This is a genomic window from Streptomyces sp. NBC_00224 (assembly GCF_041435195.1).
GTDB lineage: Bacteria > Actinomycetota > Actinomycetes > Streptomycetales > Streptomycetaceae > Streptomyces.
On the sequence record NZ_CP108106.1, the window covers coordinates 7,698,312 to 7,722,424 of the forward strand.

General features: G+C 72.1%; 18 protein-coding genes. 11 read left to right on the top strand and 7 right to left on the bottom strand.

The window, feature by feature from the left end:
• Positions 1-4: 4 nt before the first annotated feature.
• Together OG965_RS34465 and OG965_RS34470 are read right to left on the bottom strand one after the other, a co-directional pair.
• Positions 5-1,879, bottom strand: a complete 1,875-nt coding sequence (locus OG965_RS34465) for a lasso peptide isopeptide bond-forming cyclase (protein ID WP_371655975.1) — start codon at positions 1,877-1,879, stop codon at positions 5-7.
• 162 nt (positions 1,880-2,041) lie between these two features.
• Positions 2,042-2,149 carry a keywimysin-related RiPP gene (locus OG965_RS34470; RefSeq protein ID WP_371655976.1) on the bottom strand — a complete coding sequence of 36 codons (108 nt, stop codon included), beginning with the start codon at positions 2,147-2,149 and terminating at the stop codon, positions 2,042-2,044.
• A 442-nt stretch (positions 2,150-2,591) separates the two neighbouring features.
• Between OG965_RS34470 and OG965_RS34475 the strand changes: the two genes are divergently transcribed.
• Positions 2,592-5,000 (top strand): NB-ARC domain-containing protein, encoded by a 2,409-nt coding sequence (locus OG965_RS34475; RefSeq protein ID WP_371655977.1) that lies wholly within the window; start codon positions 2,592-2,594, stop codon positions 4,998-5,000.
• A gap of 19 nt (positions 5,001-5,019) precedes the next feature.
• On the opposite strand, the gene OG965_RS34480 is transcribed toward OG965_RS34475, so the two are convergent.
• The gene (locus tag OG965_RS34480) at positions 5,020-6,741 is read right to left on the bottom strand and encodes a hypothetical protein (protein WP_371657142.1); all 1,722 of its coding nucleotides are present in this window, start codon (positions 6,739-6,741) and stop codon (positions 5,020-5,022) included.
• 308 nt (positions 6,742-7,049) lie between these two features.
• Here OG965_RS34480 and OG965_RS34485 point away from each other — a divergent pair, with 308 nt between their 5' ends.
• The 3 genes from OG965_RS34485 to OG965_RS34495 all read left to right on the top strand — a co-directional run bounded on the left by OG965_RS34485 (position 7,050) and on the right by OG965_RS34495 (position 10,075).
• A complete protein-coding gene (locus OG965_RS34485) occupies positions 7,050-7,766 on the top strand; it encodes a L,D-transpeptidase (RefSeq protein WP_371655978.1) in 717 nt (238 codons plus the stop codon).
• A gap of 147 nt (positions 7,767-7,913) precedes the next feature.
• Positions 7,914-8,507: a hypothetical protein gene (locus OG965_RS34490; protein ID WP_371655979.1), complete on the top strand. Its 594-nt coding sequence runs from the start codon at positions 7,914-7,916 to the stop codon at positions 8,505-8,507.
• 122 nt (positions 8,508-8,629) lie between these two features.
• Complete coding sequence (locus tag OG965_RS34495) at positions 8,630-10,075, top strand: glyceraldehyde-3-phosphate dehydrogenase (RefSeq protein WP_371655980.1); 1,446 nt, start codon at positions 8,630-8,632, stop codon at positions 10,073-10,075.
• A 96-nt stretch (positions 10,076-10,171) separates the two neighbouring features.
• Here OG965_RS34495 and katG read toward each other — a convergent pair whose 3' ends face one another.
• On the bottom strand, positions 10,172-12,397 hold the full coding sequence (gene katG, locus OG965_RS34500; protein ID WP_371655981.1) for a catalase/peroxidase HPI: 2,226 nt from the start codon (positions 12,395-12,397) through the stop codon (positions 10,172-10,174).
• Between the two features lie 321 nt (positions 12,398-12,718).
• On the opposite strand from katG, the gene OG965_RS34505 reads away from it, so the two are divergent.
• Positions 12,719-13,129, top strand: a complete 411-nt coding sequence (locus tag OG965_RS34505; RefSeq protein ID WP_371655982.1) for a Fur family transcriptional regulator — start codon at positions 12,719-12,721, stop codon at positions 13,127-13,129.
• Between the two features lie 44 nt (positions 13,130-13,173).
• On the opposite strand, the gene OG965_RS34510 is transcribed toward OG965_RS34505, so the two are convergent.
• Both OG965_RS34510 and OG965_RS34515 read right to left on the bottom strand, forming a co-directional pair.
• Positions 13,174-14,313 carry an aminotransferase class V-fold PLP-dependent enzyme gene (locus OG965_RS34510; protein WP_371655983.1) on the bottom strand — a complete coding sequence of 380 codons (1,140 nt, stop codon included), beginning with the start codon at positions 14,311-14,313 and terminating at the stop codon, positions 13,174-13,176.
• Positions 14,310-16,301: a hypothetical protein gene (locus OG965_RS34515; protein WP_371655984.1), complete on the bottom strand. Its 1,992-nt coding sequence runs from the start codon at positions 16,299-16,301 to the stop codon at positions 14,310-14,312. Before OG965_RS34515 ends, OG965_RS34510 begins: the two co-directional genes overlap by 4 nt.
• 259 nt (positions 16,302-16,560) lie before the next feature.
• Between OG965_RS34515 and OG965_RS34520 the strand changes: the two genes are divergently transcribed.
• From OG965_RS34520 to OG965_RS34545, 6 genes are all read left to right on the top strand, one after another.
• Positions 16,561-17,868 carry a sugar ABC transporter substrate-binding protein gene (locus tag OG965_RS34520; RefSeq protein WP_371655985.1) on the top strand — a complete coding sequence of 436 codons (1,308 nt, stop codon included), beginning with the start codon at positions 16,561-16,563 and terminating at the stop codon, positions 17,866-17,868.
• A complete protein-coding gene (locus tag OG965_RS34525) occupies positions 17,865-18,782 on the top strand; it encodes a carbohydrate ABC transporter permease (RefSeq protein WP_371655986.1) in 918 nt (305 codons plus the stop codon). The genes OG965_RS34520 and OG965_RS34525 overlap by 4 nt, the downstream gene beginning before the upstream one ends.
• Positions 18,779-19,606 (top strand): carbohydrate ABC transporter permease, encoded by an 828-nt coding sequence (locus OG965_RS34530; protein ID WP_371655987.1) that lies wholly within the window; start codon positions 18,779-18,781, stop codon positions 19,604-19,606. The genes OG965_RS34525 and OG965_RS34530 overlap by 4 nt, the downstream gene beginning before the upstream one ends.
• 2 nt (positions 19,607-19,608) lie before the next feature.
• Positions 19,609-21,372: a glycoside hydrolase family 36 protein gene (locus OG965_RS34535; RefSeq protein ID WP_371655988.1), complete on the top strand. Its 1,764-nt coding sequence runs from the start codon at positions 19,609-19,611 to the stop codon at positions 21,370-21,372.
• The gene (locus tag OG965_RS34540; RefSeq protein WP_371655989.1) at positions 21,369-22,364 is read left to right on the top strand and encodes a LacI family DNA-binding transcriptional regulator; all 996 of its coding nucleotides are present in this window, start codon (positions 21,369-21,371) and stop codon (positions 22,362-22,364) included. The genes OG965_RS34535 and OG965_RS34540 overlap by 4 nt, the downstream gene beginning before the upstream one ends.
• Positions 22,365-22,474: 110 nt before the next feature.
• Positions 22,475-23,626, top strand: a complete 1,152-nt coding sequence (locus tag OG965_RS34545) for a hypothetical protein (RefSeq protein ID WP_371655990.1) — start codon at positions 22,475-22,477, stop codon at positions 23,624-23,626.
• 22 nt (positions 23,627-23,648) lie between these two features.
• Here OG965_RS34545 and OG965_RS34550 read toward each other — a convergent pair whose 3' ends face one another.
• Positions 23,649-24,095 carry an SRPBCC family protein gene (locus OG965_RS34550; protein WP_371655991.1) on the bottom strand — a complete coding sequence of 149 codons (447 nt, stop codon included), beginning with the start codon at positions 24,093-24,095 and terminating at the stop codon, positions 23,649-23,651.
• Positions 24,096-24,113 lie beyond the last annotated feature (18 nt).

The window sequence follows — 24,113 nt, forward strand, 5'->3', positions numbered from 1 at the left end:
CGGCTCACCCTTCTCGGCCGGCCGTGGGTCCGGCCTGGGACGGTGTCATCTCCCGGGAGCGCAGCCACACTTCGCAGGCCACGGTCGAATGCAGCAGATAGCTCTCGGTCTCCGCGGACAGGGAGCGGCGGCACCACTCGCGCAGGACCCGCTCGTCGACGAGCCCGAGCCGGGCCAGCCGGGAGTCCTCGCACAGCGCGAGCAGCCGGGCACGGTGGCGACGCAGCCCCGCCTCTTCCTCGAAGGTGGCATTGGCCTTGGTGCCGCGCGTACGGCTGGCCTCCGGCACGATGCCGCGCATGGCCTCGACGATGAGCGGCTTGTAGCGCCAGGGCGTGATCCGCTCCTGCGGCCGCACGGCGAGGGCCGCCTCGATCACGCGGTCGTCGTAGTACGGCGCCGCCACGGTGATCCCGAGCGGCGCGGCCATCTGCCCGATGTGCCGGGTCCACTGGGAGATGCCGTCCATGGCGACCAGCTCGCGGTGTTCGCCGTGGTCCCGGCCGCGTGGCCCGACGTCGCGGAGGCGGTCGCGGAGCAGGGCACGCACCGCCTCGACGGCCTCGGGGGTGGCCCAGGGCGGCATCCTGGGCGGCACCGACCAGTCGAGCAGCGGCTCCTGCACGGGGACGGGCGGCGCGGTCAGGTCGCGGGCGACCCGGCCCAGCCAGGACCGGTACGAGCGGCGGTCGAGCAGCTGGTGCGCCGTCCGCCCCCGCGCCCACTGGTACTTCGCGCCGTACCCGCGTATGTGGCGCAGGGCGATGAAGGGATGGGTCCGTACCAGGGCGTGCAGCCGGGCGGGTGTTCCGGCGAGGAGCTCGTCGCCTCCCAGCCCGGTCAGATGCAGCCCGGAGCCCCGGGCCGCCGCCAGCGCCACGATGTGCATGCGCCGGTTGCGGTCCACCGTGAGGATGCTGGGGGTGTCCAGGAGGTCGTCGAGCACGTCGATGCCGTCGAAGGTCATGGCCACCTCCCCGGCCGGTACGACGTGGTGCTCGATCGTTTCCAGGGCCTGGACGGTCCGCTGCGCCCAGTGCACGTCGTCGCCGAGCTCGTCGTGGAGGGCGGCGGTGTACGCGACGACCTTCGCACCGCCGCGTGCGGCGGTGCAGCACACGGCGGTGGAGTCAAGCCCGCCCAGGTCCGCCGTCACCAGATCGCGCCCCCGCGTGCGCGCCTCGACAGCGGCGGTCAGTGCCTCGCGCAGTTCTACGGCACCCTCGGCGAGGGGGATCTCGGGTTCGGGCGGTGACCACCAGCGGGTCGTCCGGGCCCGGCCGCGGGCGTCCAGGGTGAGGCCGTGGCCGCCGGGCACGGCGTGCACGCCGTGCCACATCGGGGATCCGGAGAGCGGGTACGGCACCGATGCGAGCAGTTCGAGGGCGAGCCGGTGCTCGTCCAGCTCGGCGCCGACGAGTTCGGCGAGCACATCGGCCCGGTCGGACGCCAGGCTCACGCCCGCGGAGCCCGGCGACGCGGGATCGGTGTGGAACACGCGCCGCAGACCGACGACACCGCCCCGTACCAGGACCCGCCCGCCGCAACTGGCGACCAGGTGGAAGCTGCCGGTCCAGGCGGCGGCGAAGCGGTCGAGCGCCGTGAGGGAAGACGCCGCGGAGGTCGCGGTGGCGGCGCGTTGCACCTCCTGGGTCGTGACGGTGTGCTCCCCGATCAGGGCGACACGCACGCCGCGGTGCTTCGCCGCGACGATCGTCTCGGGCGCCCAACGGCCCACCAGCCAGGGCCGGCCGGAGGCATGGCACAGACTCCGGTTCGCGTGGGCAAGCGCTTTGGCGGCGAGGGCGGCGGCCGCGTCCGTATCGGGCAGGACGGCGAACCAGGCGGGCAGAGCCCGCAGGGACAGGAACTCTTGCACGGCTATGGCCTCCGGTCGGCAGTGTCCAAGGGGGAGGGCTCACGCTTCACGGCAAAGGGATCGGGTGGCGGCTGGATGCCGCCACCCGATGGCCGGGCCGGTTCAGCGACCGGCAGGCCTACGGCAGGACTCGCACCGCGCGGCGGTCACGAGCCGCCCGCGTCAGAGGAGCTGCTTGCCGCCGAGGACGTCCTTGGGCCCGTGGTCCTTGATTCCCGTGACCTTGCGGAAACCGCCGGCCTTGGCGAGGGTGGGGCGCTCGTACGTCATGGTGGAACTCCTTTTCCCGTTGGGGATGATGAGATTCACAGGCGCGCCTGAAGCGGATTCGCGATGCGCGAAAGGGCTGCCGTTTCCGGCTTTCCCGAGCGGTGAAATCCGCATCGCCACCGTAATTACGATAAGAACATCATCACAACGAGCGTCCGGGGGTGGTGCGCAGCGCGCGGAGGGCGTGACTTTCGCCCGTGCGACCGTGGTCCGGTCGCACCCGCCCCAGGGTGTGACCAGTGGGGCTGTGAGGGCCGCTCGGGTTTCTGGTCAATAGAACCGCCCTTCGGCCGAAGAACCGCCCTTCGGCCAAGGACTCATCCGATCGGCAGGTGGAGCCGGGTCGGCGCCGCGGACCGCGCGTTGGGCTGTCCAACACCGCGCGTCCTCTCTACGGTGGTGGTCGACCGGCCCGACGGGCGGGAGACACGAAGGGGGCCGGGTGGAAGCCGAGTTGACCGCGCTCGCGGCATCGGGTGCGACGAGCCTGGTCGGGCTCATGGTCTCGGACTCCTGGGCACAGGCCAGGGAGCGGTTGGGACGCTTCCTCGCTCGTCGGCGAGGAGACGCGGACGGCGCGGACGGGACGCGCGGCGCCGGGGACGCGGAGGACTCCGGGGACGCCGAGGACGAGCTCCAGGCCACCAGTGACGAGCTGGAGGCGGCGCGCGCCGGACGGGACGAGCGTGCTGTGGCGGACCTTGAGGAACGCTGGTCGCGGCGGCTGCTGCAGATCCTCCGGGAGGACCCGGACGCGGCCGGGGAGTTGCGGCGGCTGCTCGACGAACTCGCCCCGGGACAGCCGCACTCGCCTCGCCCCCGGCCCGAGGTGCGGCCGGACCAGGTGCCCGCCCTCACCGTCGCGTTCGTCAACCGCACGGCCGACCTCTCGGCCCTGGACCGGTGCTTCGCGGGCGGCGGGACCCGCGCCGCACAACACATCGGGATCGGCGTGCTCCACGGTCTGCCGGGCGTCGGCAAGACCGCGACCGCCTGCCACTGGGCGGACAGGTCCCGGGAGCTGTACCCCGACGGCCAGATGTACGTGGACTTCGCGAGCCTGCACGGGCAGACCGGCGGCGACGTCTCCGAGGCCGTCGCCATGTGCCTCAGGTCGCTCGGGGTGAGCGACGACTGGATGCCGCGCTCGCTCGCCGAGCGCACCGCCCTGTTCCGGTCGCGCTCCGCACAGCGCCGCATGCTGGTCGTCCTCGACGACGTCAGCCATCCCGCGCAGGTCAGACCACTCGTCCCCAAGGGGCCCGGCAGCGCGGTGCTCGTCACCAGCCACGGGAGACTCGGCGAACTGGTCCTGGACGGCGCCCGGTTGATCTCACTCGACCCACTGGACGGGGACGGCGGGATGCGACTCCTCGCCGACCGCTGCGGCGAGGACGCCGTGGCCGCGGAGCGGTCGGCGGCCGAGCGGCTGGTGGAGCTGTGCGGCGGCCTTCCGGTGGCGCTGCACGTGGTGGCGGCCCGGCTGCTCACCGACCGCCGCCTGACCATGACCGGCCTGGCGGAGGAGCTCGCCGACGAGACCGGACGGCTCGCCGGAATGTCGATGCGAGGGGAGCGCCCGGTGTCCGCCGTACTCGGCCCGTCGTACCGCATGCTGCCGCCCGACGCGGCCCGGCTCTACCGGCTTCTGGGGTGGGCGCCGATGCGCACCTTCGACACCGCGACGGCCGCCGTCGCCGCCGGAATCGACACTCCGCGCGCGGCGGACCTCCTGGACGTACTGGAGAGCGCGAGCCTGCTCGAAGGCTCCGCGGACGGCCGGTACCGCCTGCACGACCTCGTGCGGCTGCACGCCCGCGCATGCGCGGAGCGGGAGGAGGCGGACGGCGAGCGGGCGGCGCTGACGCGGCGCGTCGTCACGCACTACCTCGCCCTCACCGCCTCGGCGGACCGGGCGATCCGGGCGGACCGCCTGCGCATCGCGGACCTCTCCGAGCTGCTGACGGAGACCCCCGACCCGTTCGCCGCGTCGGGTGGCCCGGCGCCGCTGGACTGGCTGGAGGCCGAGCGTACGAACATCCTCCAGGTGCTCCGGGCGGCCTCGCGGCTGCAATTGCACGAGCACGTATGGCAGTTGGCCGAGGCCTTCACCGTCCTGTTCCTGCACCACCGCCACCTCGTCATGTGGCGGGAGTCCCTGGAGCTGGGCGCGGCCGCCGCGGCGGCGGAGCTGATGCCGGCGGCCGAGGCACGGCTGCGCAGCCTGCTGTCGCGGCCCCTCCTCGACCTCGGCGAGGACGACCGGGCGCGCGCGGAGCTGGAAGCGGCCGTCAGCTGCGCCGAGATCGCCGACCATGTCGTCCTGCGGGCGTCCGTGCAGGAGTTCCTCGGGCGGTCCTGGGACCGCGCCGACCCCGCTCGCGCCATCGAGGCGTACCGGCGCTCCCTCGAACTCAACCGCCGGGCGGGAGAGGCGCGCGGCGCGGCCATCGCGGCGTACTTCCTGGGATGCGCGCAGGACGCCCACGGCGACCACACCGACGCCCTGGTCACGCTGGGCCGGGCGCGGGAGGAACTGCTCGGCTGCTCGGACGCGCGGATGGCGGCGCGGGCGACGGCCGCCATCGGGACCGTCCACGACCACCTGGGCGACACCCAGGAAGCCCTGCGCGCACTGCGAGAGGCCGCACGCACCCTCCGGGGCCAAGACGCCACCCACTACGAGGCACAGGCCCTGGTCCAGCTGGCCGACATCACCGAGCGGACCGGGGGCGCACGCGGCGCCGTCCGCCCGTACCTCACCAGGGCCCTGGAGATCCACGAGGCGGGCGGCAGCCCCTCGGCGCAGGGGTTGCGCGAGCGGTTGGAGCGCTTGGACGGCGAGGGGTAGACGGAGGGCAAGCAGGGGGTCAGGCCGGCGGCGCGCTCGTCCGCGCCGAGTGCGGTCGCAGACGTACGTCCGTGTCGTGCGGCCCGCCGACCCTCAGCGTCACCGTGATGTCGTCCACTGGGTGCCCCGCGCGCAGACAGCCGTACACGGCGGCCGCCAACAGCCCCGCATCGAGGGCCGAGCCGGTGGCCGCCGCTTCGACGACCCGCCCGTCCCGAAGCCCGATCAGCCACCCGGCCCCGGCCCCGGCCTCGTCTACGCCGGTCGCGGCCAGGTGGCTGCCCGGCAGCCGAGTCAGCGTGTCCCGGATCCAGTCCAGGGCCGTGGCCACCGTCACGGCCGGGCGGGCGCGGACGACGACAGACGCGCTCTCCGCCAGTCGCGGGTCGCGTTCCTCGTCGGTGCACGCCAGATGGACGTACGGGCCCGGGCCCTCGGCCCAGTCGTCGCGGAGGGGGGCGGGGAACCGGTGAACGATGACCACCGGCCGGCCCGCGCCCTTGGAGACTGCGGTGGTCACCCGCCATGAAGTGACCGCCGCCGACGGGGGATCCGGCGGGAGCAGGGTCAGCGCGGCGGGCGGAGGTGAGGGTGGCTCGGGCAGTTGGAGCAGCTGGTAGAGAGCGGTGCGGAGACGGGCGAGCGCCTGCCCGGAGTCGCTGAAGGCCCGCCCGGCCACCTCCGCGTACCGCTGCGGCACATGGCCGTGGACGGCGTCCTCGATCTGCCGGCGCAGGTCTCCGGCCGGATCGAGCCGGGGCGCGACGCGCGCGAGGTCGGCGCCCGCGGTCCCCGGCACGGCGTCGCTTCCGAAGGCGCCGAGCAGTACGGGCTTGTCCAGGGCGGCCCCGTACAGCGTCACAGAACCGTGGTCGCCGATCACGACATCGGCCGCGACCAGCGCGGGGCGCCAGCTGTGGACCGGCGGCATCAGCAGCAGCCCCGCGTCCAGCGCGGTGGCCTGCGCCGTACGGACCTGCCAGGGGCCGTGCGCCGACCACACATTGGGGTGGACGATCGCGCCCACCCGGTACTCGTCGTACGGCAGCGCGGCGAGCAGGCGCGCGGGCAGTCCCGGCTCCCGGCCGATGAGGGAGGTCCGCCCCCAGGTCGAGCTCACCATGACCAGCCGCTGCCCGGCGCCGACGCCCAGCGCCTCCCGGTACGCGTCCCGGTGCCGCATGCTCACGACCAGCTCGTCGAAGCACGGATCGCCCACCAGCAGGGTGCGACCCGCGGTCTTGGGGTGGCTGGCGAGCAACTGGGCTTCCTGGTCCGGGTGCGACACGGCCAGCCAGGCGCGCCCCGCCTCCAGGAGGGAGTCGGGGACCACGCCGGACAGTCGGCTGCGCTCTGCCCGGGAGTCCGGTACGAACTTCTGGAAGCCGATGCCGTGCGGCAGGACGAGGACGGGGCAGTCGCCTTCCGGCACGTCGATGTTCTCGCTGGCGGAGACGATCAGATCGGGGTCGATCTCGCCCAACTGCCGCCAGGGCATGACCCGGCAGCCGGAGTCGTGCAGCAACTCCAGGACGCCGTTGTCGAAGGCGGACGTCGGGTCGTACGCGAAGACCACGGCCACGCGGGTGTCGTCGCGGAGGAGGGCGGGCAGCGACTCCAGGACGCGGGCGGTCGAGGTGACCGTGCGGGCGGCGACGACCAGCGTCCGCCGGGCGTGGAACGTGCTCCACCGCTCGGCGTCGTGCCCTACGGGGACGCGCAGGGGCGGGCTAGGGTGCATGGCCACCCCGAGAAGCTACGCGCCGAATGTCCCATTCGGCCGCGCGGCTCGCGGCTCGCGGCTCGCGGCTCGCGGCTCGCGGCTCGCGGCTCGCGGCTCGCGGCTCGCGGCTCGCGGCTCGCGGCTCGCGGCTGTGGCCATCGTCGCTCTATCGCACTTCAAACCGCGGAACAACCCTTCTGGGGACGTGGCCTGACCGGGCTACAGGTTACCGGCAGGGCCCTGACAGGGGTTCAGCCTCGGCGCGGGAGAGTGAAGTTCGGTCCGGCGGGGGTACGCGCTCGGCGGACGGTGCACATGTATGCGCCATGTGGAAGTTCCCCCGAGCCCGCCGCACCCTGCGGGCGCTGATCCCCGCCGCGCCCCTGGCGCTGACCGTCGGCGTCCTGCCCGCGTACGGCGTCGCCGTCGCACCCCCGGCGCCAGGGAGCGCCCCGCTGAAGTGCTCGACGGCCGACGGCCCGTATCAGCGCGAGGTCGAACAGCTGCTGGGGCTGGAGGCGGACGGCTCGCAGTCGCCCGCCGACTGCCTGGCGATCCAGCGGTACCAGGAGAGCCAGCTCATCGTGCCGGCCGACGGCTCCGCCGGACCGATCACGTACACGGCCCTCTACTGGGAGTGGGCCCAGAACTATCCCGAGCAGCTGCGCGGCTGCCCCGAGCGCAAGGGCCGGGTCGCCTGCGTCGATCTGGGCCACCAGATCATGTGGGTCGCCCTGGACGGCAAGGTGGTCTTCACGCCCGTCGCCATCCGGTCAGGCCGGGCGGAGCTTCCCACCCGTACGGGCTGGTTCAAGGTCGAACGGCGCAAGCAGGACGACTGGTCGACGCTCTACAACTCGCCGATGACGTTCAGCCAGTACTTCAGCGGCGGCCAGGCCATCCACGGCGTCTACAACAACCTCTACGAGGGCGTCGGCTCCCACGGCTGCGTCAACCTGCGCTACGAGGACGCCAAGCGCCTGTGGACCGCTCTGCAGCAGGGGGACGCGGTGTACGTGTGGGGGCGGAAGCCGGGGGCGTGACCCTTCGGCCGCCGCCCTTTGGTGGTACCCCGATGGCGGCCTCCCAGCGGCTGGGGCATCGTGACAGGCACTCACTCACAGTTATCAACTGTGGGGTTTCCGTCACTGTCGCGCGCGGCCCGGTGCCCCTCGCCGAAGGAGAAGACCATGAACGCTCGCAGAGTGGCTCGCATGGCCGTGGCGGTGGCCGCGGTGGTGGGTGCGGCAGCGCTGTCGGCTCCGACGGCCTTCGCCGCTGGTGGAGGCGGCGACGAGTGCCGGAGTACGGAGGAGTCGGTCCTCTGCGTCGGACCGCAGGGCCCGGCCGGTCCGCATGGACCCGCCGGCCCGGCGGGCAAGGACGGCTCGGTGGGCCCCAAGGGGGACAAGGGAGATAAGGGGGACCCGGGGCAGGTGGGACCTACCGGTCCGAAGGGAGACAAGGGCGACAAGGGCGATAAGGGTGACCACGGCGAGCAGGGCGCCACGGGTCCGGAGGGTCCGGCCGGCGTGGCGAAGGCCCCCAGGATCGTTCACAGCGTTCAGACGACCGTCGCCCCCGGTAAGACCGAGTTCGCCATCGCGAGGTGCCCGACCGGAACGACGCCCACCGGCGGTGGCTTCTTCTACCGGACCGAGCCCAGCGGTCTTGCCGCGGTGACCTCTCGCACGGTGGGAAGCGACTGGATCGTCGCGATGACCAACACGTCGACCGCGGACCGCGTCTTCCAGGCCCAGGTGGTCTGCCTGCCGATCGCCTAGCCCCGCTCCCGTACACATAGCTGCACGTCCGCTCCACCTCCGCGCGCTAGGCGGCACCCCTTGAACGGCCGAACAGGGGTCGGGTTAGCATATGAGCGCCGCCTAGCTCGAAAGATAAACTCGTGACTGTCAATGACGACTCGTTCACCAATTGGAAGAACCGCGAGGAGATCGCGGAGTCGATGATCCCGATCATCGGGAAGCTGCACCGGGAGCGGGACGTCACCGTCCTCCTCCACAGCCGCTCCCTGGTGAACAAGTCGGTGGTCAGCATCCTGAAGACCCACCGATTCGCCCGGCAGATCGCCGGTGAGGAACTCTCGGTCACCGACACGCTTCCGTTCCTGCAGGCTCTCACCACCCTCGATCTCGGCCCCTCGCAGATCGACATCGGCATGCTCGCCGCCACGTACCAGGCCGACGACCGCGGCCTGTCGGTGGCGGAGTTCACCGCCGGGGCCGTCATCGGCGCCACGGGTGACAACAAGATCGAGCGCGGCGAGGGCCGCGACGTCGTCCTCTACGGGTTCGGCCGCATCGGCCGCCTCGTGGCGCGCCTGCTCATCGAGAAGGCCGGTTCCGGCAACGGCCTGCGACTGCGTGCCATCGTCGTCCGCCAGGGCGGTGACCAGGACATCGTCAAGCGCGCCTCGCTGCTGCGCCGCGACTCCATCCACGGCCAGTTCCAGGGCACGATCACCGTTGACGAGGCGACCAGCACCATCGTCGCCAACGGCAACGAGATCAAGGTGATCTACGCCAACGACCCGTCCGAGGTCGACTACACGGCGTACGGCATCGAGGACGCCATCCTCATCGACAACACCGGCAAGTGGCGCGACCGCGAGGGCCTCTCCAAGCACCTGCGCCCCGGTATCGACAAGGTCGTCCTGACCGCCCCCGGCAAGGGCGACGTGCCCAACATCGTGCACGGCGTCAACCACGACACGATCAAGCCGGACGAGCAGATCCTGTCCTGCGCGTCCTGCACCACCAACGCGATCGTCCCGCCGCTGAAGGCGATGGCGGACGAGTACGGCGTGCTGCGCGGCCACGTGGAGACCGTCCACTCGTTCACCAACGACCAGAACCTGCTGGACAACTACCACAAGGCCGACCGCCGCGGCCGCTCCGCGCCGCTCAACATGGTCATCACCGAGACCGGTGCCGCCTCCGCCGTCGCCAAGGCGCTGCCCGAGCTCAAGGCGCCGATCACCGGCAGCTCGATCCGGGTCCCGGTGCCGGACGTCTCGATCGCGATCCTCAGCCTGCGGCTCGGTCGCGAGACCACCCGCGAGGAGGTCCTTGAGTACCTCCGCGACGTCTCGCTGAACTCGCCGCTGAAGCGTCAGATCGACTTCACCACCGCCCCCGACGCCGTGTCGATGGACTTCGTCGGCTCGCGCCACGCCTCGATCGTCGACGCGGGCGCCACGAAGGTCGACGGCGACAACGCGATCCTGTACCTCTGGTACGACAACGAGTTCGGCTACTCGTGCCAGGTCATCCGCGTGGTCCAGCACGTCTCCGGCGTGGAGTACCCGACGTACCCGGTGCCGATGATCTGAGCGTCATGATCCACGGCAAGAGGCGCCCGACCTGGGCTTTGTCCAGGTCGGGCGCCTCTTCTCGTGGATCGGGCGATCAAGCGTGTCAAGCCTCGATCAGACGAGGTCGAACCGGTCCAGGTTCATGACCTTCTCCCACGCCGCGACGAAGTCCTTCGCGAACTTCTCCTTCGCGTCGTCGCTCGCGTACACCTCCGCGACCGCGCGCAGCTCGGAGTTCGAGCCGAAGACCAGGTCGGCACGGGTGCCGGTCCACTTGACCTTGCCCGTGGCGGAGTCGCTGCCCTCGAAGGCGGTCGCGTCCTCGGAGGTCGCCTTCCACGTCGTGCCCAGGTCGAGCAGGTTGACGAAGAAGTCGTTGGTCAGCGCCCCGGGGGTCTCGGTGAGGACGCCCGCCGGCGACTGCTGGTGGTTCGCGCCGAGCACCCGGAGGCCGCCCACCAGGACCGTCAGCTCGGGAGCGCTCAGGTTCAGCAGGTTCGCCTTGTCGAGCAGCAGGTACTCGGCCGGGAGCCGGTTGCCCTTGCCGAGGTAGTTGCGGAACCCGTCGGCGGTCGGCTCCAGCGCGGCGAACGACTCCACGTCGGTCTGCTCCTGCGAGGCGTCCGCGCGGCCCGGCGTGAAGGCGACCTCGACGTCGAGGCCCGCGTCCTTGGCTGCCTTCTCCACGGCGGCGGACCCGCCGAGCACGATCAGGTCGGCCAGGGAGACCTTCTTGGCGCCGGAGTCGAACTCCCGCTGGATCCCCTCCAGGGTGCTCAGCACCACGGCCAGCTGGTCCGGCTCGTTGACCTCCCAGCCGCGCTGCGGCTCCAGGCGGATGCGCGCGCCGTTGGCGCCGCCGCGCTTGTCGCTGCCTCGGAAGGACGAGGCCGACGCCCAGGCGGCGGACACCAGCTGGGACACCGAGAGGCCCGAGCCGAGGATCCGCTCCTTGAGGGAGGCGACGTCCGCGGCGGAGACCAGCTCGTGCGTCACCTCGGGCAGCGGGTCCTGCCACAGGAGCTTCTCGGCCGGGACCTCCGGGCCGAGGTAGCGGACGACGGGGCCCATGTCGCGGTGGGTCAGCTTGAACCAGGCGCGGGCGAACGCGTCCGCGAACTCGGCGGGGTTCTCCTTGAAGTGCCGCGAGATCGGCTCGTAGACCGGGTCGTACCGGAGCGAGAGGTCGGTCGTCAGCATGGTCGGCGCGTGGGTCTTGGACGCGTCGTGGGCGTCGGGGACGGTGCCCGCCCCGGCGCCGTCCTTCGGCCGCCACTGGTGCGCGCCCGCAGGGCTGTCGAACAGCTCCCACTCGTAGCCGAAGAGGATCTCGAAGAAGCTGTTGTCCCAGGTGATCGGCGTGGTGGTCCAGATGCCCTCAAGGCCGCTGGTGATCGCGTCGCCGCCCGCGCCGGTGCCGTACGAGCTCCGCCAGCCGAGGCCCTGCTGCTCCAGCGGGGAGGCCTCGGGGTCGGGGCCGATGGCGTCCGCCGGGCCCGCGCCGTGGGTCTTGCCGAAGGTGTGGCCGCCGGCGATCAGCGCGACCGTCTCCTCGTCGTTCATCGCCATCCGGCGGAACGTCTCTCGGATGTCGCGGGCCGCGGCGATCGGGTCCGGGGTGCCGTTGGGGCCCTCCGGGTTCACGTAGATCAGGCCCATCTGCACCGCGCCGAGGGGGTTCTCCAGCTCCCGGTCGCCGGTGTAGCGCTGGTCGTCGAGCCAGGTGGTCTCGGGGCCCCAGTAGACGTCCTCGTCGGGCTCCCAGACGTCCGGGCGCCCACCGCCGAAGCCGAAGGTCTTGAAGCCCATCGTCTCCAGGGAGACGTTTCCGGCGAGGATCATCAGGTCGGCCCAGGACAGGCTCCGGCCGTACTTCTTCTTGACCGGCCACAGCAGACGGCGGGCCTTGTCGAGGCTCGCGTTGTCCGGCCAGCTGTTGAGGGGGGCGAAGCGCTGCTGACCGGCCCCGGCGCCGCCACGGCCGTCACTGATGCGGTACGTGCCGGCGCTGTGCCACGCCATACGGATCATCAGCGGGCCGTAGTGGCCGAAGTCGGCGGGCCACCAGTCCTGCGAGGTCGTCAGCACCTCGGCGATGTCCCGCTTCACGGTCGGCAGGTCGAGGGTCTTGAACGCCTCGGCGTAGTCGAACTCCTCGCCCAGCGGGTTGGCCACGGCGGGGTTCTTGGCGAGGATCTTCAGGTTGAGCCGCTCCGGCCACCATTGACGGTTTCCGCCGCCCTGCGTCGGGTGCGGGGCGCGACCGTGCGCGACCGGGCAGCCGCCGCTTCCGTCCTCCGTTTTCGGGTCCGTGACGATCGCGTCGTGGTTCTCAGACATCGGAATCCTTCCGGGCTGGGTGGATCACACTGCTCAGGGGACTTCGGGGGTCGAGCGGTTCGATGCGGCGGACGGGTCCCGTCGCGGTCATGGATGGACGGTGGACGGTCGGTCCGGAGCGGGGCCCGGAGGGGCGGATTGGTCCAACCGGACTTGTCCGCTCCCTTGGCCGTCTCTGGGAACCGATCCTACGATGGACGGAGTCCAGGTCAAGAAGCTCACCGGTTTCGTCCTCGGTCGGAAGCTGTACGGCCACCGGTGAACGGGTACCCCGTCACTGCTCCACTCGATCTCCACCGGGCCGAAAGGGAAGGACCACTGATGAGTGATCTGCTGGAGCGGCTCCGCGGACGAGGCTGGCGGGTGACCTCGCAGCGGCGTGTCGTGGCGGAGGTCCTCGACGGCGACCACGTGCACCTCACGGCCGACGAAGTGCACGCCCGCGCGGCGCGACGGCTGCCGGAGATCTCCCGGGCGACCGTCTACAACACACTGGGCGAGATGGTCTCCCTCGGCGAGGTCATGGAGGTCTCCACCGACGGCCGCGCCAAGCGCTACGACCCCAACGCGCACCACCCCCACCAGCACCTGGTCTGCACCGGCTGCGGCACCATCCGCGACGTCCACACGACGGGCGACCTGCTCACTCAACTCCCGGCCCAGGAGCGGTTCGGGTTCACGGTGTCGGCGGCGGAGGTCACGTACCGGGGCCTGTGCCCGTCGTGCGCCTAGGGCCTGTCCGGTGGATCTGGTCGGCTAGCGTCCACGGGTGTTCGTCATCGCCCGTCCAGGAGGGGCCGCAGAGCCGCCGTCAGACGTTCGTACTCCGCGGGCACGTTGTAGATCTGCCCGCTGACACGGATGCCGCCGCCGCCCGGCCAGGGCCAGATCAGCACCCGGAAGCCGAGGCGGGCCGCGATCTCCTCGCGCAGGGCGGCGGCCTCGGCCCGGGTGCGGGCGAGGCCGGGCGGCAGGCGCAGGGCCCGCATGGCGAGGCGGTCGTCGGCGGGCAGCGGGGTGATGCCCGGGAGGCGGGCGAGGAGTTCGGCGCCGTAGCCCGCCAGGGCGCTGTTGTGGGCGCGTACGCGTTCGGGGCCGAGCTCCGCGAGCAGATCGAGGCCCTCGGGGGCGGCGAGCCGGCCGGTGTAGTCGACGGTGGCCCGGTACTCCAGCGCGCGGGGGAAACCGCGGTCGTCCTCCCAGGAGGGAACGGGAGCGGGCACCCGCTCCCGATGGGCGGGCGAGACCGCGAGCAGGGCGCTGCCCGGCGGGGCGTACGCCCACTTGTGCAGGTTGCCGAACCAGAAGTCGGGCCCGCCGGCGAGAGGTCGGGCGAGCATGCCGGGGGCGTGGGCGCCGTCGACCACCGTGGTCACGCCTCGCGCGGCGAGGTCGGCGAGGAGCCCGGGGGTCGCGATGAACCGGGCGGTGGGCGAGCTGATCTGGTCGAGCAGGGCGACCCGGGTACGAGGGGTGAGGGCGGCGAGTACGGCTTTGCGCACCGCCTCCTCGTCGGGCAGATCCGGAGCGAGGGCGACGGTCGTGACGCGGGCGCGGCGGGCGGCCGCGGCGACGACCGTGCCGTAGCCGTGGTCGGTGACCAGGACCTCGTCGTCGGCACTCAGGCGCAGTGCGTCCAGGGCGAGGTGGGCGGCCTCGGTGGCGTTGTCGACGAGGGCGGCCCCCTCGGGGTCGGTGCCCAGATGGGCCGCGATACGGGTCCGCGCCCCGGCGAGCCGGTCCGGGACGCCCAGGAAGAAGGCGTCCGGGTCGGTGTCGGCCTCCGCCGCCAGCCGCCGGTGGGCGGCGGCGACAGGGACCGGGACGGCGCCGAAGGACCCGTGGTTGAGGTGGGCCACGTGCGGGCCGAGCCGGAACAGCTCGGCGCCGCCCGGGAACGCGGCGGGCGCGGTCACCGTACTTCGACGGTGACCGTGCGGCCGGGGGCCACTCGGGTGCGGACGGTGGTGAACGTCGTGCCGTCGATCGTCTCGGTACGGGCCGGTCGGGGCACCCCGTCGACGGTGACGGCGGAGTGGGCGCCCGGGAAGCGCGCCTCCCAGGTGTAGGGCGCGGTGCCCGAGGTGTGGGTGAGGGTGGAGCGGCGGCGGGTGTCGTGGCGCAGGGTGAACGCGGAGTCGCCGACGCGCAGGTCCTCGACGCTCAGCCACTCCATGCCGGAGGGCAGCCGCGACTGGGTGGTGAGGGTGCGCGCGGGGGCGTCGGGGCTGACGCCCATCAGCCCCTGGACGGTCTGGCTGACGAGGGTGAAGGAGACCTCCGGGTAGTCGCCGTTGGTGCCCTGGCGGGTGTTGACGTGCTGGACGTCCTTCTGCGCGTAGATCTGCCGCATCCACTTCCAGGCGGTGTCGGGGCGGTTGTTGGTGAAGAACGTGTCCGGGAGGTAGGTCAGCGCCTCGATGTTGTCGGGCCGCCCCGCGCCCTCGGCCTGCGCGTCGATGTAGTCCAGGTACGCCTCGCGCCGGGCCCCGGGCGCGAGGATCTGCTTCATCGGCATGAACCAGCTGTTCTCCTTGCCCCAGCCGGTCAGGGCGCGCCCGTCGGTGGTGTAGCCGCGCACCATGTCGGCGCCCGAACCGCCGCCGCTCCAGGTGGTGTTGAAGTACGCCTTGAGGTCGCGGGCCCGGCGTTCGAAGCGGGCGGCCGTCTCGCGGTCGCCCTTGGCGCGGGCCAGCGAGGCCATCGCCCGGTAGGCCTGGTACTGGGAGCCGATGGCGTCGCCCGCCTCGGCGAGCGGCTCGTCGCTCTGCTCGTTGTAGCTGGCGACGCCCTGGAAGATGCCCCGCCCGGTGCCCTCGGCGACGCGTACCGGGCCGTTGTCCTTCCTGCCGTCGTGCAGGGCGACGAACTCCTCGGTGGCGTGCCGGTAGAAGTCCCACAGGGCCGGGTCGTCGAGGTAGGAGCGGTCCCCGCTCCAGCGGTACGCCTCCTCCGCCTTCTGCACCAGCTCGAAGACGGCGGGCACCTCGCGGACGAAGAGGTCGGGGGAGCGGTAGTCGATGGAGAGATAGGTCCGGTTGTCGAAGTTGAGCGCCCACGCCGGGTAGTAGGCGTGCCGGGCCGTGGCGGACGCGGCGAAGGCGCGCAGCATCTCCTTGTCCTCGGCGCGCAGCCCGAGCACCTCGGCGCCGCCGAGCTGGTGGGTCATGTCGCGTGAGTAGTAGCCGCTGCGGTTGGCGTAACCGGCCCAGTAGGACGGGGCGTAGACACCGGAGCCGGTGCCGCCCGTCTGGCGTTCGTCGGCGTTGAGGGGGCCCACGGTGCCGGGCGACTGGACCCAGCTGTTGGCCTTGCGCGTGGCCCAGCCGAACATCTCGGCGGCCCGGGGGTCGCTGGAGGTGACGCGGGGGCGGGCCGGGGCCGCGGGGGAGACCATCACGTCGTCGGCGTTCATCCAGCCCTGCCCCGACTCGAAGGCGATTTCGAGGCGGTCGCCGGGGGCCAGGGTGATCGCGCCGAGCGTGTAGCGGCGGTAGTTGGCGGAGGAGGGCAGGTCCAGGGAGGCGGCGCCGGTGCCGTTGACCCGCAGGACGTACCGGCCGCCGGGGCCGCCGGTGGCTATCCAGGCGGAGACGACGTACGCGCCGCGGCCGGTCGCCGTCACCGTCTGCGAGACCTTCATGCCGCTGCCCGCGTCGAGGTAGGCCAGCCGGTTTCCGCTGTGCGGGTTGTTGGTCGCGACACCGGTGCCGGAGGTGAACTCCCAGGCTGCGCCGCCCGTTTCGAAGCCGGGTTCGCCCACCGCGAGCAGAGCGGGGGAGGCGGGCGCCTTCGTGACGGGCGCCTTCGCGACGGACGGCTGGGCCGTGGCGAGCGGAGCGAGCGTGGCGAGCAGCGCGACGGCGGTGAGCAGCGTCGTACGGGATCGCGACGAATGCGTCATGGGGGTGTCTCCCGGAGGGACTGGTTCGGTCGGAGCGGGGCGCGCGGCACGCTAGCAAGCGACTACGAATGATTGCAATGGACCAGGCAGCATTTTCCAGTTGGTCAAACTGAAAGTTTTCGTCAGTAGATTGCAAGTTGATCGTCGAGGCTTGTAGTGTCCGGCCCCGTCAACGTCGTGACAGCGTGAACAGAGGGGATCCGACGTGAGGGACGACAGAGAGCCGGAGAGACGGCCGGGACGCCGTAACGTGCTCCTGATGGGAGCCGCAACCCTCGGGTCCGTCGGCCTGGCCGCCTGCTCCGGCAGTGGTGGCGGCGGGGACGCGGGCGCGGCCGGCGACCCCCGCAAGGGCCGGATCACCGTCTGGTCCTGGCAGGGCCCGGCCGCCGAACTCAAGGCGCTCATACCGGAGTTCAACAAGGCGTACCCCGACATCCAGGTCACCGTCGAGGACATCGGCAACCCGGCGATCTGGGACAAGATCACCGCGGGGATGGCGGCGGGCGGCCGGGGGCTCGCCGACGTCCTGCACATCGGCGTCGACTACCTGCCCGGTTACGCCGAGCGCTTCCCGGGCGGCCTCGCCGACCTCGCCCCGCTCGGCGCGAACACCCACAAGGACGCCTTCGCCCCCGGTCTGTGGGGGACCGTCTGCCCCGACGGCAAGCGGGTCAACGCCCTTCCCTGGGAGGCCAACTCGGCCGGCTTCTACTACCGCGCCGACCTCTTCGAGCGCGCCGGAGTCGACGTCGAGGCGCTCCAGACCTGGGACGAGACCATCGAGGCGGGCAAGAAGCTCAAGGAAAGAACCGGCGTCCACCTGCTCGGCATCGACAAGCCCGCATCGCAGCCCGACGCCGCCAACTTCTTCCAGATGCTGCTCCAGCTCCAGGGCGCCTTCTACTTCGACCTGGAGGGCCGCATCACCCTGGACTCCCCGGCGGCCGTGCGGGCCATGACCCTGATCAAGACCATGAACGACGCCGGTCTGGTCAGCGACCTCGCCGGCGGCTGGAACGCCCTGATGAGCTCGCTGAAGCGGGGCACGGCGGCCGTGCTGCCCTGGCCCACCTGGTTCGGCGGGGTCATCGAGGAGCAGGTGCCCGCCGAGGCGGGCAAGTGGAAGGTCCGGCTCCCCCCGGCGGTGCGACGGGGCGGCCCCACCGCCGCCACGGTGAACTCCACCCACCTCGCCGTCGCCGGAAGCAGCAAACACCAGGCCGCGGCCTGGTCGTTCATCGAGTTCGCCCTCACCCGTCCCGCCTCCCAGGTGCGGATCTACCGGGGCAAGGGCATCGCCCCCGCCCTGATGAAGGCGTACGACGACGCCGTCTTCCACAAGCCGTCGGCATTCTTCAGCGGCGGGCGCAAGGGCGAGACCTTCCTCGCCGCGCTGAAGGCGCCCTCCCCGGCGGTGAACTACACCTCCGACTACGCCCGGGCCCTGAAACTCGTCACCGACGCCCAGTCCAAGGTGCTCCTCAAGGGCGCCGACCCGGCGAAGGTGCTCCGCGGCGCCGCGGACGAACTGGCCCGCCAGACCGGCCGGAAGGCCGCCCGATGACGCTCGCGCCGCCCGCACCGGCCCCGGCCAGGACCAAGGCCCCGGCCGCCCGCGCCCGTCGGCGCGGCCGGGCGGCCCCGTACCTCTTCGTCCTGCCCGCGCTGCTGCTCTTCGCCGCGTTCAAGCTGTACCCCATCGGCTGGTCCTTCGTGATGAGCCTGCACCGCACGGTCGCGGGCGTGGACACCTACGTCGGCGCCGACAACTACACCCGCATGCTCGACGACCCGCTGATGTGGACCGCGCTGCGCAACACCGGAGTGATCCTCGCCGTCCAGGTGCCGCTGATGCTCGCGCTCGCCACGGCCCTCGCCGTGGCGCTCAACTCCACCGTCCTGCACGGCCGTTCGCTGTTCCGGCTCGGCTTCTTCCTGCCCATGGTCACCGGCCTCGTCGCGTACGGCATCGTCTTCTCCGTCCTGCTCAACAAGGACTACGGCCTGGTCAACTGGTTCCTCGGGCAGCTGGGTGTCGATCCGGTGCCCTGGCTGACCGACGGACTGTGGGCGCGGATCTCCCTGGGTCTCGCACTGACCTGGCACTACACCGGCTACAACGCCGTGCTCCTGCTCGCCAGGCTGCAGACCGTCCCGCAGGAGCTGTACGACGCCGCCGCGGTCGACGGCGCGGGTGCCTTCGCCGCCTTCCGCCACGTCACGCTGCCGGGCCTGCGCCCCGCGCTGCTGCTGACCACAGTCCTGTCGACGATCGGCACGCTCCAGCTCTTCGACGAGCCGTACGTCCTCACCGGCGGCGGCCCCGACAACGCGACCCTCACCATCGGCGTGTACCTCTACCGCAACGCCTTCACCTACTTCGACTTCGGCTACGCCTCCGCCCTCGCATACGCCCTGACCGTGCTGATCGGCCTCCTCGGCCTGCTCCAGTTCCGCCTCCTGGGAGAGAAGCCGTGACGACCAGAAACCCCGGCCGCGGCATCCTGCTCACCTCCGGCCTCGCCCTCGCGCTCGCGGCCGTCGCGGTGCCCTTCTACTGGCTGGCCGTCGCCGCCACCCACAGCTCGCAGGAGATCTTCTCCAGCCCGCCGCCCCTGCTGCCCGGCGGCCACCTCCTGCAGAACCTCAAAACCCTCCAGGAATCGGCGCACTTCGGCCGGGTGATACTCAACTCCCTGGGCATCGCCGTCGTCTACACCCTCCTCGCGGGCGTGGTGTGCACGCTCACCGGCTACGGCTTCGCCACGTACGACTTCCGCGGCCGCGAGCTCCTGTTCGGGCTGCTGATGCTGGGACTCGTCGTCCCCACCCAGGTCACCCTGGTGCCGCTGTTCAAGATGATGGCCGACCTCCAGTGGCTCGACACCTATCAGGCGGTCATCGCCCCCAACCTGGCACTGCCCTTCGGCATCTTCCTCATGCGGCAGTCGATGGCCGCGCTCCCGAAGGAACTGCTCGACTCGGGCCGGATGGACGGCTGCGGCGAACTGCGGCTGTTCTGGCGGGTCGCACTGCCGCCCATGCGCCCGGCCCTCGCCGCCCTCGGCATCTTCCTCTTCCTCTACCAGTGGAACGACTTCGTCTGGCCGCTGATCGTGCTGCGCGAAGGCACCTCGTTCACCATCCCGGTCGCGCTCGCCTCGCTCCAGGGCCTCGACGAGACCGACTACGGCGCGATCCTGGCGGGAACCTCGATCGCCGCCGTCCCCATGGCGGTGGTGTTCCTCCTCCTCCAGCGCCACTTCGTCTCCGGCCTGCTCGCGGGCGCGGTGAAGGAATGACCATGAACGCACTCCCGTACGACGCCGTGACCACCGCGCACGAGGCCCCGGCCCCCTGGAAACCACTCCTCGACGAAGTGTCCATCGCCGTCCTCGCCCCGGACGGCGACCCCCAGTGGACCCTGGCCGAACTCCCGGGCGGACTGCGGATGCTGGAGGTCCACGGCCGGGGAGCCCCCGTCGAGATCCGCCTCTCGGTGCCGCTCGGCGACGCCGCGGGCTACTGGCACCCCCAGGGCGGCTGGCGGCGGACGCTCGTCGCCGACTGGGAAGGCCGCAGCCGGGTCAGCCTGGTCGACGGCCCCGCCGCCGGCTGTCTGTACGAGCACTCCGGCGCCACCCTCCTCACCTTCGCCGCCGCCGACCCGGTCTTCGAGGCCACGGTCCGCTTCGGCGTCTCGGAGGAGAACGACACCCACGTCGTCCACCTGCGGATACCGGCCCGGACCGGCCCGCACAGGCTCCTGCTCGTACCGCGCGCGCCGTCGGTCGCCGCGGCCCTGCGCCCGCTGCGCGACTGGTTCGCCGCCGCTCATCCGCCGATGCCGGTCCCGGACGCGGCCCGGCGGCCCGTCTACTCCACCTGGTACGCCTTCAACCAGAACGTCACCGCCACCGCCGTCGAGACCCAGGCGGAACCGGCCGCCGAGCTGGGATGCGGGGCGCTGATCCTGGACGACGGCTGGCAGCGCCACGGCAACGGCCGGGGCTACGCCGGGTGCGGCGACTGGCAGCCGGACCCGGCCAAGTTCCCCGACCTCGCCGGACACGTCGCACGGGTGCGCGCCCGCGGACTGCGCTACCTGGTTTGGGTCGCGCCACTGCTGCTCGGCCCGGAGGCCGACTGCCACGACGACTGGGCCGCCTCAGCCCCGGCCCCGGCCACCGTGCCCGGCGCCCGGGTGCTCGACCCCCGGCTGCCCGAGGTGCGCCGACACGTGATCGACCTGTGCGTCCGACTCGTACGCGACCACGGCCTCGACGGGCTCAAGCTCGACTTCCTCGACGAGGCCGCGGTGTACGCGGGCGACGGCGCCGGGGACGTGGGCCCGGCGATGACCGAGCTGCTGAGCGGCCTGCGTCGGGAGCTGGAGGCGATCCGGCCCGAGGTGCTGCTCGAACTGCGCCAGCCGTACGCCGGTCCGGGCATGGCCGCGTACGGCAACATGCTGCGCTCCTTCGACTGCCCGGCCGACGCGACCGCCAACCGGGTGCGCACCCTGGACACGTCGCTGCTCGCGGTGGGCGCGGCCGTCCACTCCGACATGGTGATGTGGTCGCGCGACGCGAGCGCCGAGGCGGTGGCCAGGCAGCTGATCGGCGCCCTGCACTCCGTACCGCAGATCTCGGTACGCCTGGACGAGATCCCCCCGGAGCACCGGGAGGTGGTGCGCTTCTGGCTCGGGCGCTGGCACCGGCACCGCGAGCTGCTGCTTGACGGCCGGGTCGAGCCCGGGCGGCCGGACGAGCTGTACCCGCTGGTGGCGGCCGCCCGGGGCGACGAGTGTCTGCTGAGCGTGCACGGCGACCGGGTGGCGGTCCTCGACTTCGCCGCCTACCGCCGCTTCCACCTGGTCAACGGATCGGACCGGGACCGGTTGGCGGTGCAGGTCACCGGGGGAGGCGGCCCGGTGCGGGCACGGGTTCACGGGCCCGACGGCCGTATGATGGATGATCCTCTGACGCTCCTGCCGGAGGGGCTCCGCCTGCTGGCCGTCCCGCGCGGCGGTCTGGTGTCGCTCACACACACGGAAGGACCGCGATGAAGGTCGGTATCACCGACGTCGCAGCCCATGCACAGGTCAGCGAGGCCACCGTCAGCCGGGTGATCAACCGGCGTCAGGGGGTGTCGCGCAAGACGAGGGAGACGGTCGAGCAGGCCTTGGCGGAGCTCGGCTACGAGCGCCCCACCCAGGGCCAACTCGTGGCCGTGGTGACGGAGTTCGTCTCCAACCCGTTCTTCGCCGACGTCGCCGAACGGATCGAGTCCGCCCTGGCGCCGCACGGCCTCAAGACGATCCTGTGCCCCGTCTTCCCCGGCGGCGTGCAGGAGCTGGACTTCCTCTCCGCCCTGGTGGACAAGGGCGTCGCGGCGGTCGTCTTCCTGTCGGCGTCCAACACGGTCGAGGGCGCCGACACCGACAGCTACGAGCTGCTGCGCCAGCGCCGCGTCCCGTACGTGGGCATCAACGGCGAGTTCGCCGACGGTGTGCCCGTGCCGGTCTTCTCCACCGACGACGCGCTCGCGGCCGAACTGGCCGTGGACCACCTCCACCGCCTGGGCCACCGGCGCATCGGCATGGCCTCGGGCCCGTCCGGCAACCGGCCCGCCGACCGCCGGGTGCGGGGCTTCGTCGAGGCGATGACCCGCCGGGGCGCGGACGACGCGGAGCGGTGGGTGGCGAGGCAGTCCTACACCGTGGAGGGCGGCCAGGCAGCGGCCGTGTCCCTCGTCGCGCTGGGAGCCACCGCGATCGTCGCGGCCAGCGACTACATGGCCCTGGGCGCCGTCCGGGGCCTGCGCCGGCAGGGTCTGTCGGTACCGGACGACGTCTCGGTGGTGGGGTACGACGGCTCGTCGATCACCGAGTTCACCGACCCGGCCCTCACCACGGTCCGCCAGCCCGCCGACCGCCTGGCCCTGGAGGTGGGCCGCAGCGTGCTGTCCCTGGTGAGCAACCGCGAGGTCCCCACCGGCGAGCTCCTCTTCGACCCGGAACTGGTCATCCGCGCCTCGACGGGGCCGGCACCTCGGTGACGCGGTCGCGGACGCGGCCGAATATGGTGAACAAGTAGACCTGGTACCGCTTCCATCTGCAGATTGACGGAGGATACTGGTCTGGCCCCGATCACCTAGAGAACGACTCCATGGCCAAGAAGAGCACCTCCTCGACCACCGTCCCCGACACCGCGTGGCTGGGGCGCGCGCGCCACCTCGGGCCCGAGCCCGAACAGGACGTCCGGCGCAACCTGATCGCCCTCAAGGCGGCCGGGGTGCTCGACGGCTTCCTGGACCTCGACCCCGTCGAGGCGGCGCGCTCCACCGTCCTGCACCCGCGCGACGAGTCCGCCGACCCCGGCCCGTCGGCCCGCCGCCTCTTCGAGGCCCGCTGGCGCGTGGCCGACGACGTCACGGTGCGGGCCCAGCTGACCCTGTACGACCCCGAGGGCCGCCGCAAGGAAGGCGAGGGCGTCACCTGGGTCCTCGCCGCCGAGGCGGAGCGGGCCTGGGAGACACACTGGCCCTCGCCCGTCACCATGTTCTGGCCCGACAGCGACCGGATCGCCTGGGACCACGACACGGTGCCGGGCGTGCGGCTACGGACGACGAACCAGCTGCCGAAGGACGACGACGAGCTGCGCCACCGGCTGCGGGACTGCAGCCGGCAGAGCTGGTTCATCCATGTCGTGGTGCACGAGGCGATGACACCGGACGCGGCGGGGCAGCAGCCGGTCTCGGCGTTCCTGCCGCCGAGCCTGCGCCACCGGGTGGTCGAGCACCGGAGCACACCGGAGCAGGCGCAGATCGCCGACTTCGCGATGAAGCGGGAGCTGGGCGTGCGGATGCCGCGCGGCGGCGCCGTCGTCCTGCCCACGACGCCACAGGGCCCCGAGTACGACGCGGACCGCTTCACGGTGCGCAGTGTCTTCCTCGACGGCTCGGAACCCACCGAACTCCTCGACAGGATCAAGGAGTTCGCCGCCCTGCCGCGCCCGTTGCCGGCCGACGCCGAGAGGGCCCTGACACGGCTGCGCCAGGGCTGGCACCTGCTCACCCCGGACGAGGAACTCGTCCACGCCCAGGGCATGGTCACCAAGTACGCCGAGGCGCTCGACGCCATGACGAACTCCCGTGACCTGTACCGGGAGGCAGCCGAGGCGGCGCAGGCCGCGCTGGCCGAGGCGACCGGTGGTGACGGGGTGCCCCGGCTGCCCGCGCCGAGGCCGGCCAAGCCGGACGGCTCGCCGCTGGGCGCCCTCACGAAGGCGTTCGGCCGCTTCCGGGACCCGAACAAGTAGGACCCGCCCTGGCCTGCCGGGCCTACTCGTGTGCCAGGCCGGTCAGGCCGCACCGCCCGGCCCGCATCGCCACGGCGTGGTTGAGGTGGAAGAACGGGCGCGCCAGCGGCATCCAGCGCCGCAGCGCGGCCTTGCGGACGGTGACGTGCTGGGCGAAGTGGGCCACGCAGCCGCTGCGTTCGTCGGGGATCACCGCCCAGCGGACGCTGCCGGCGATGTCGCCGTCGAGCGCCGCCTCCAGCACGCGCGCGGCGGGGTCCTCGACGACCGGCGTCATGCGGAAGGTGAGTTCGTACGGCAGGAGGGACCGGATGGTGACCTCGTACTCCCGCTCCCCGGTCAGCCGTACGGAGCGGAAGCTCGGCCACCACTGGGGGTAGGCCGCGATGTCGGCGAGCTTGGCGTACACGGTGTCCGGTGCGAGCGGTGTGCGCCAGGTGTCGGTGAAGCGGATGGCGTGGCGGTTCACACGGGGCTCGCTGTCGGT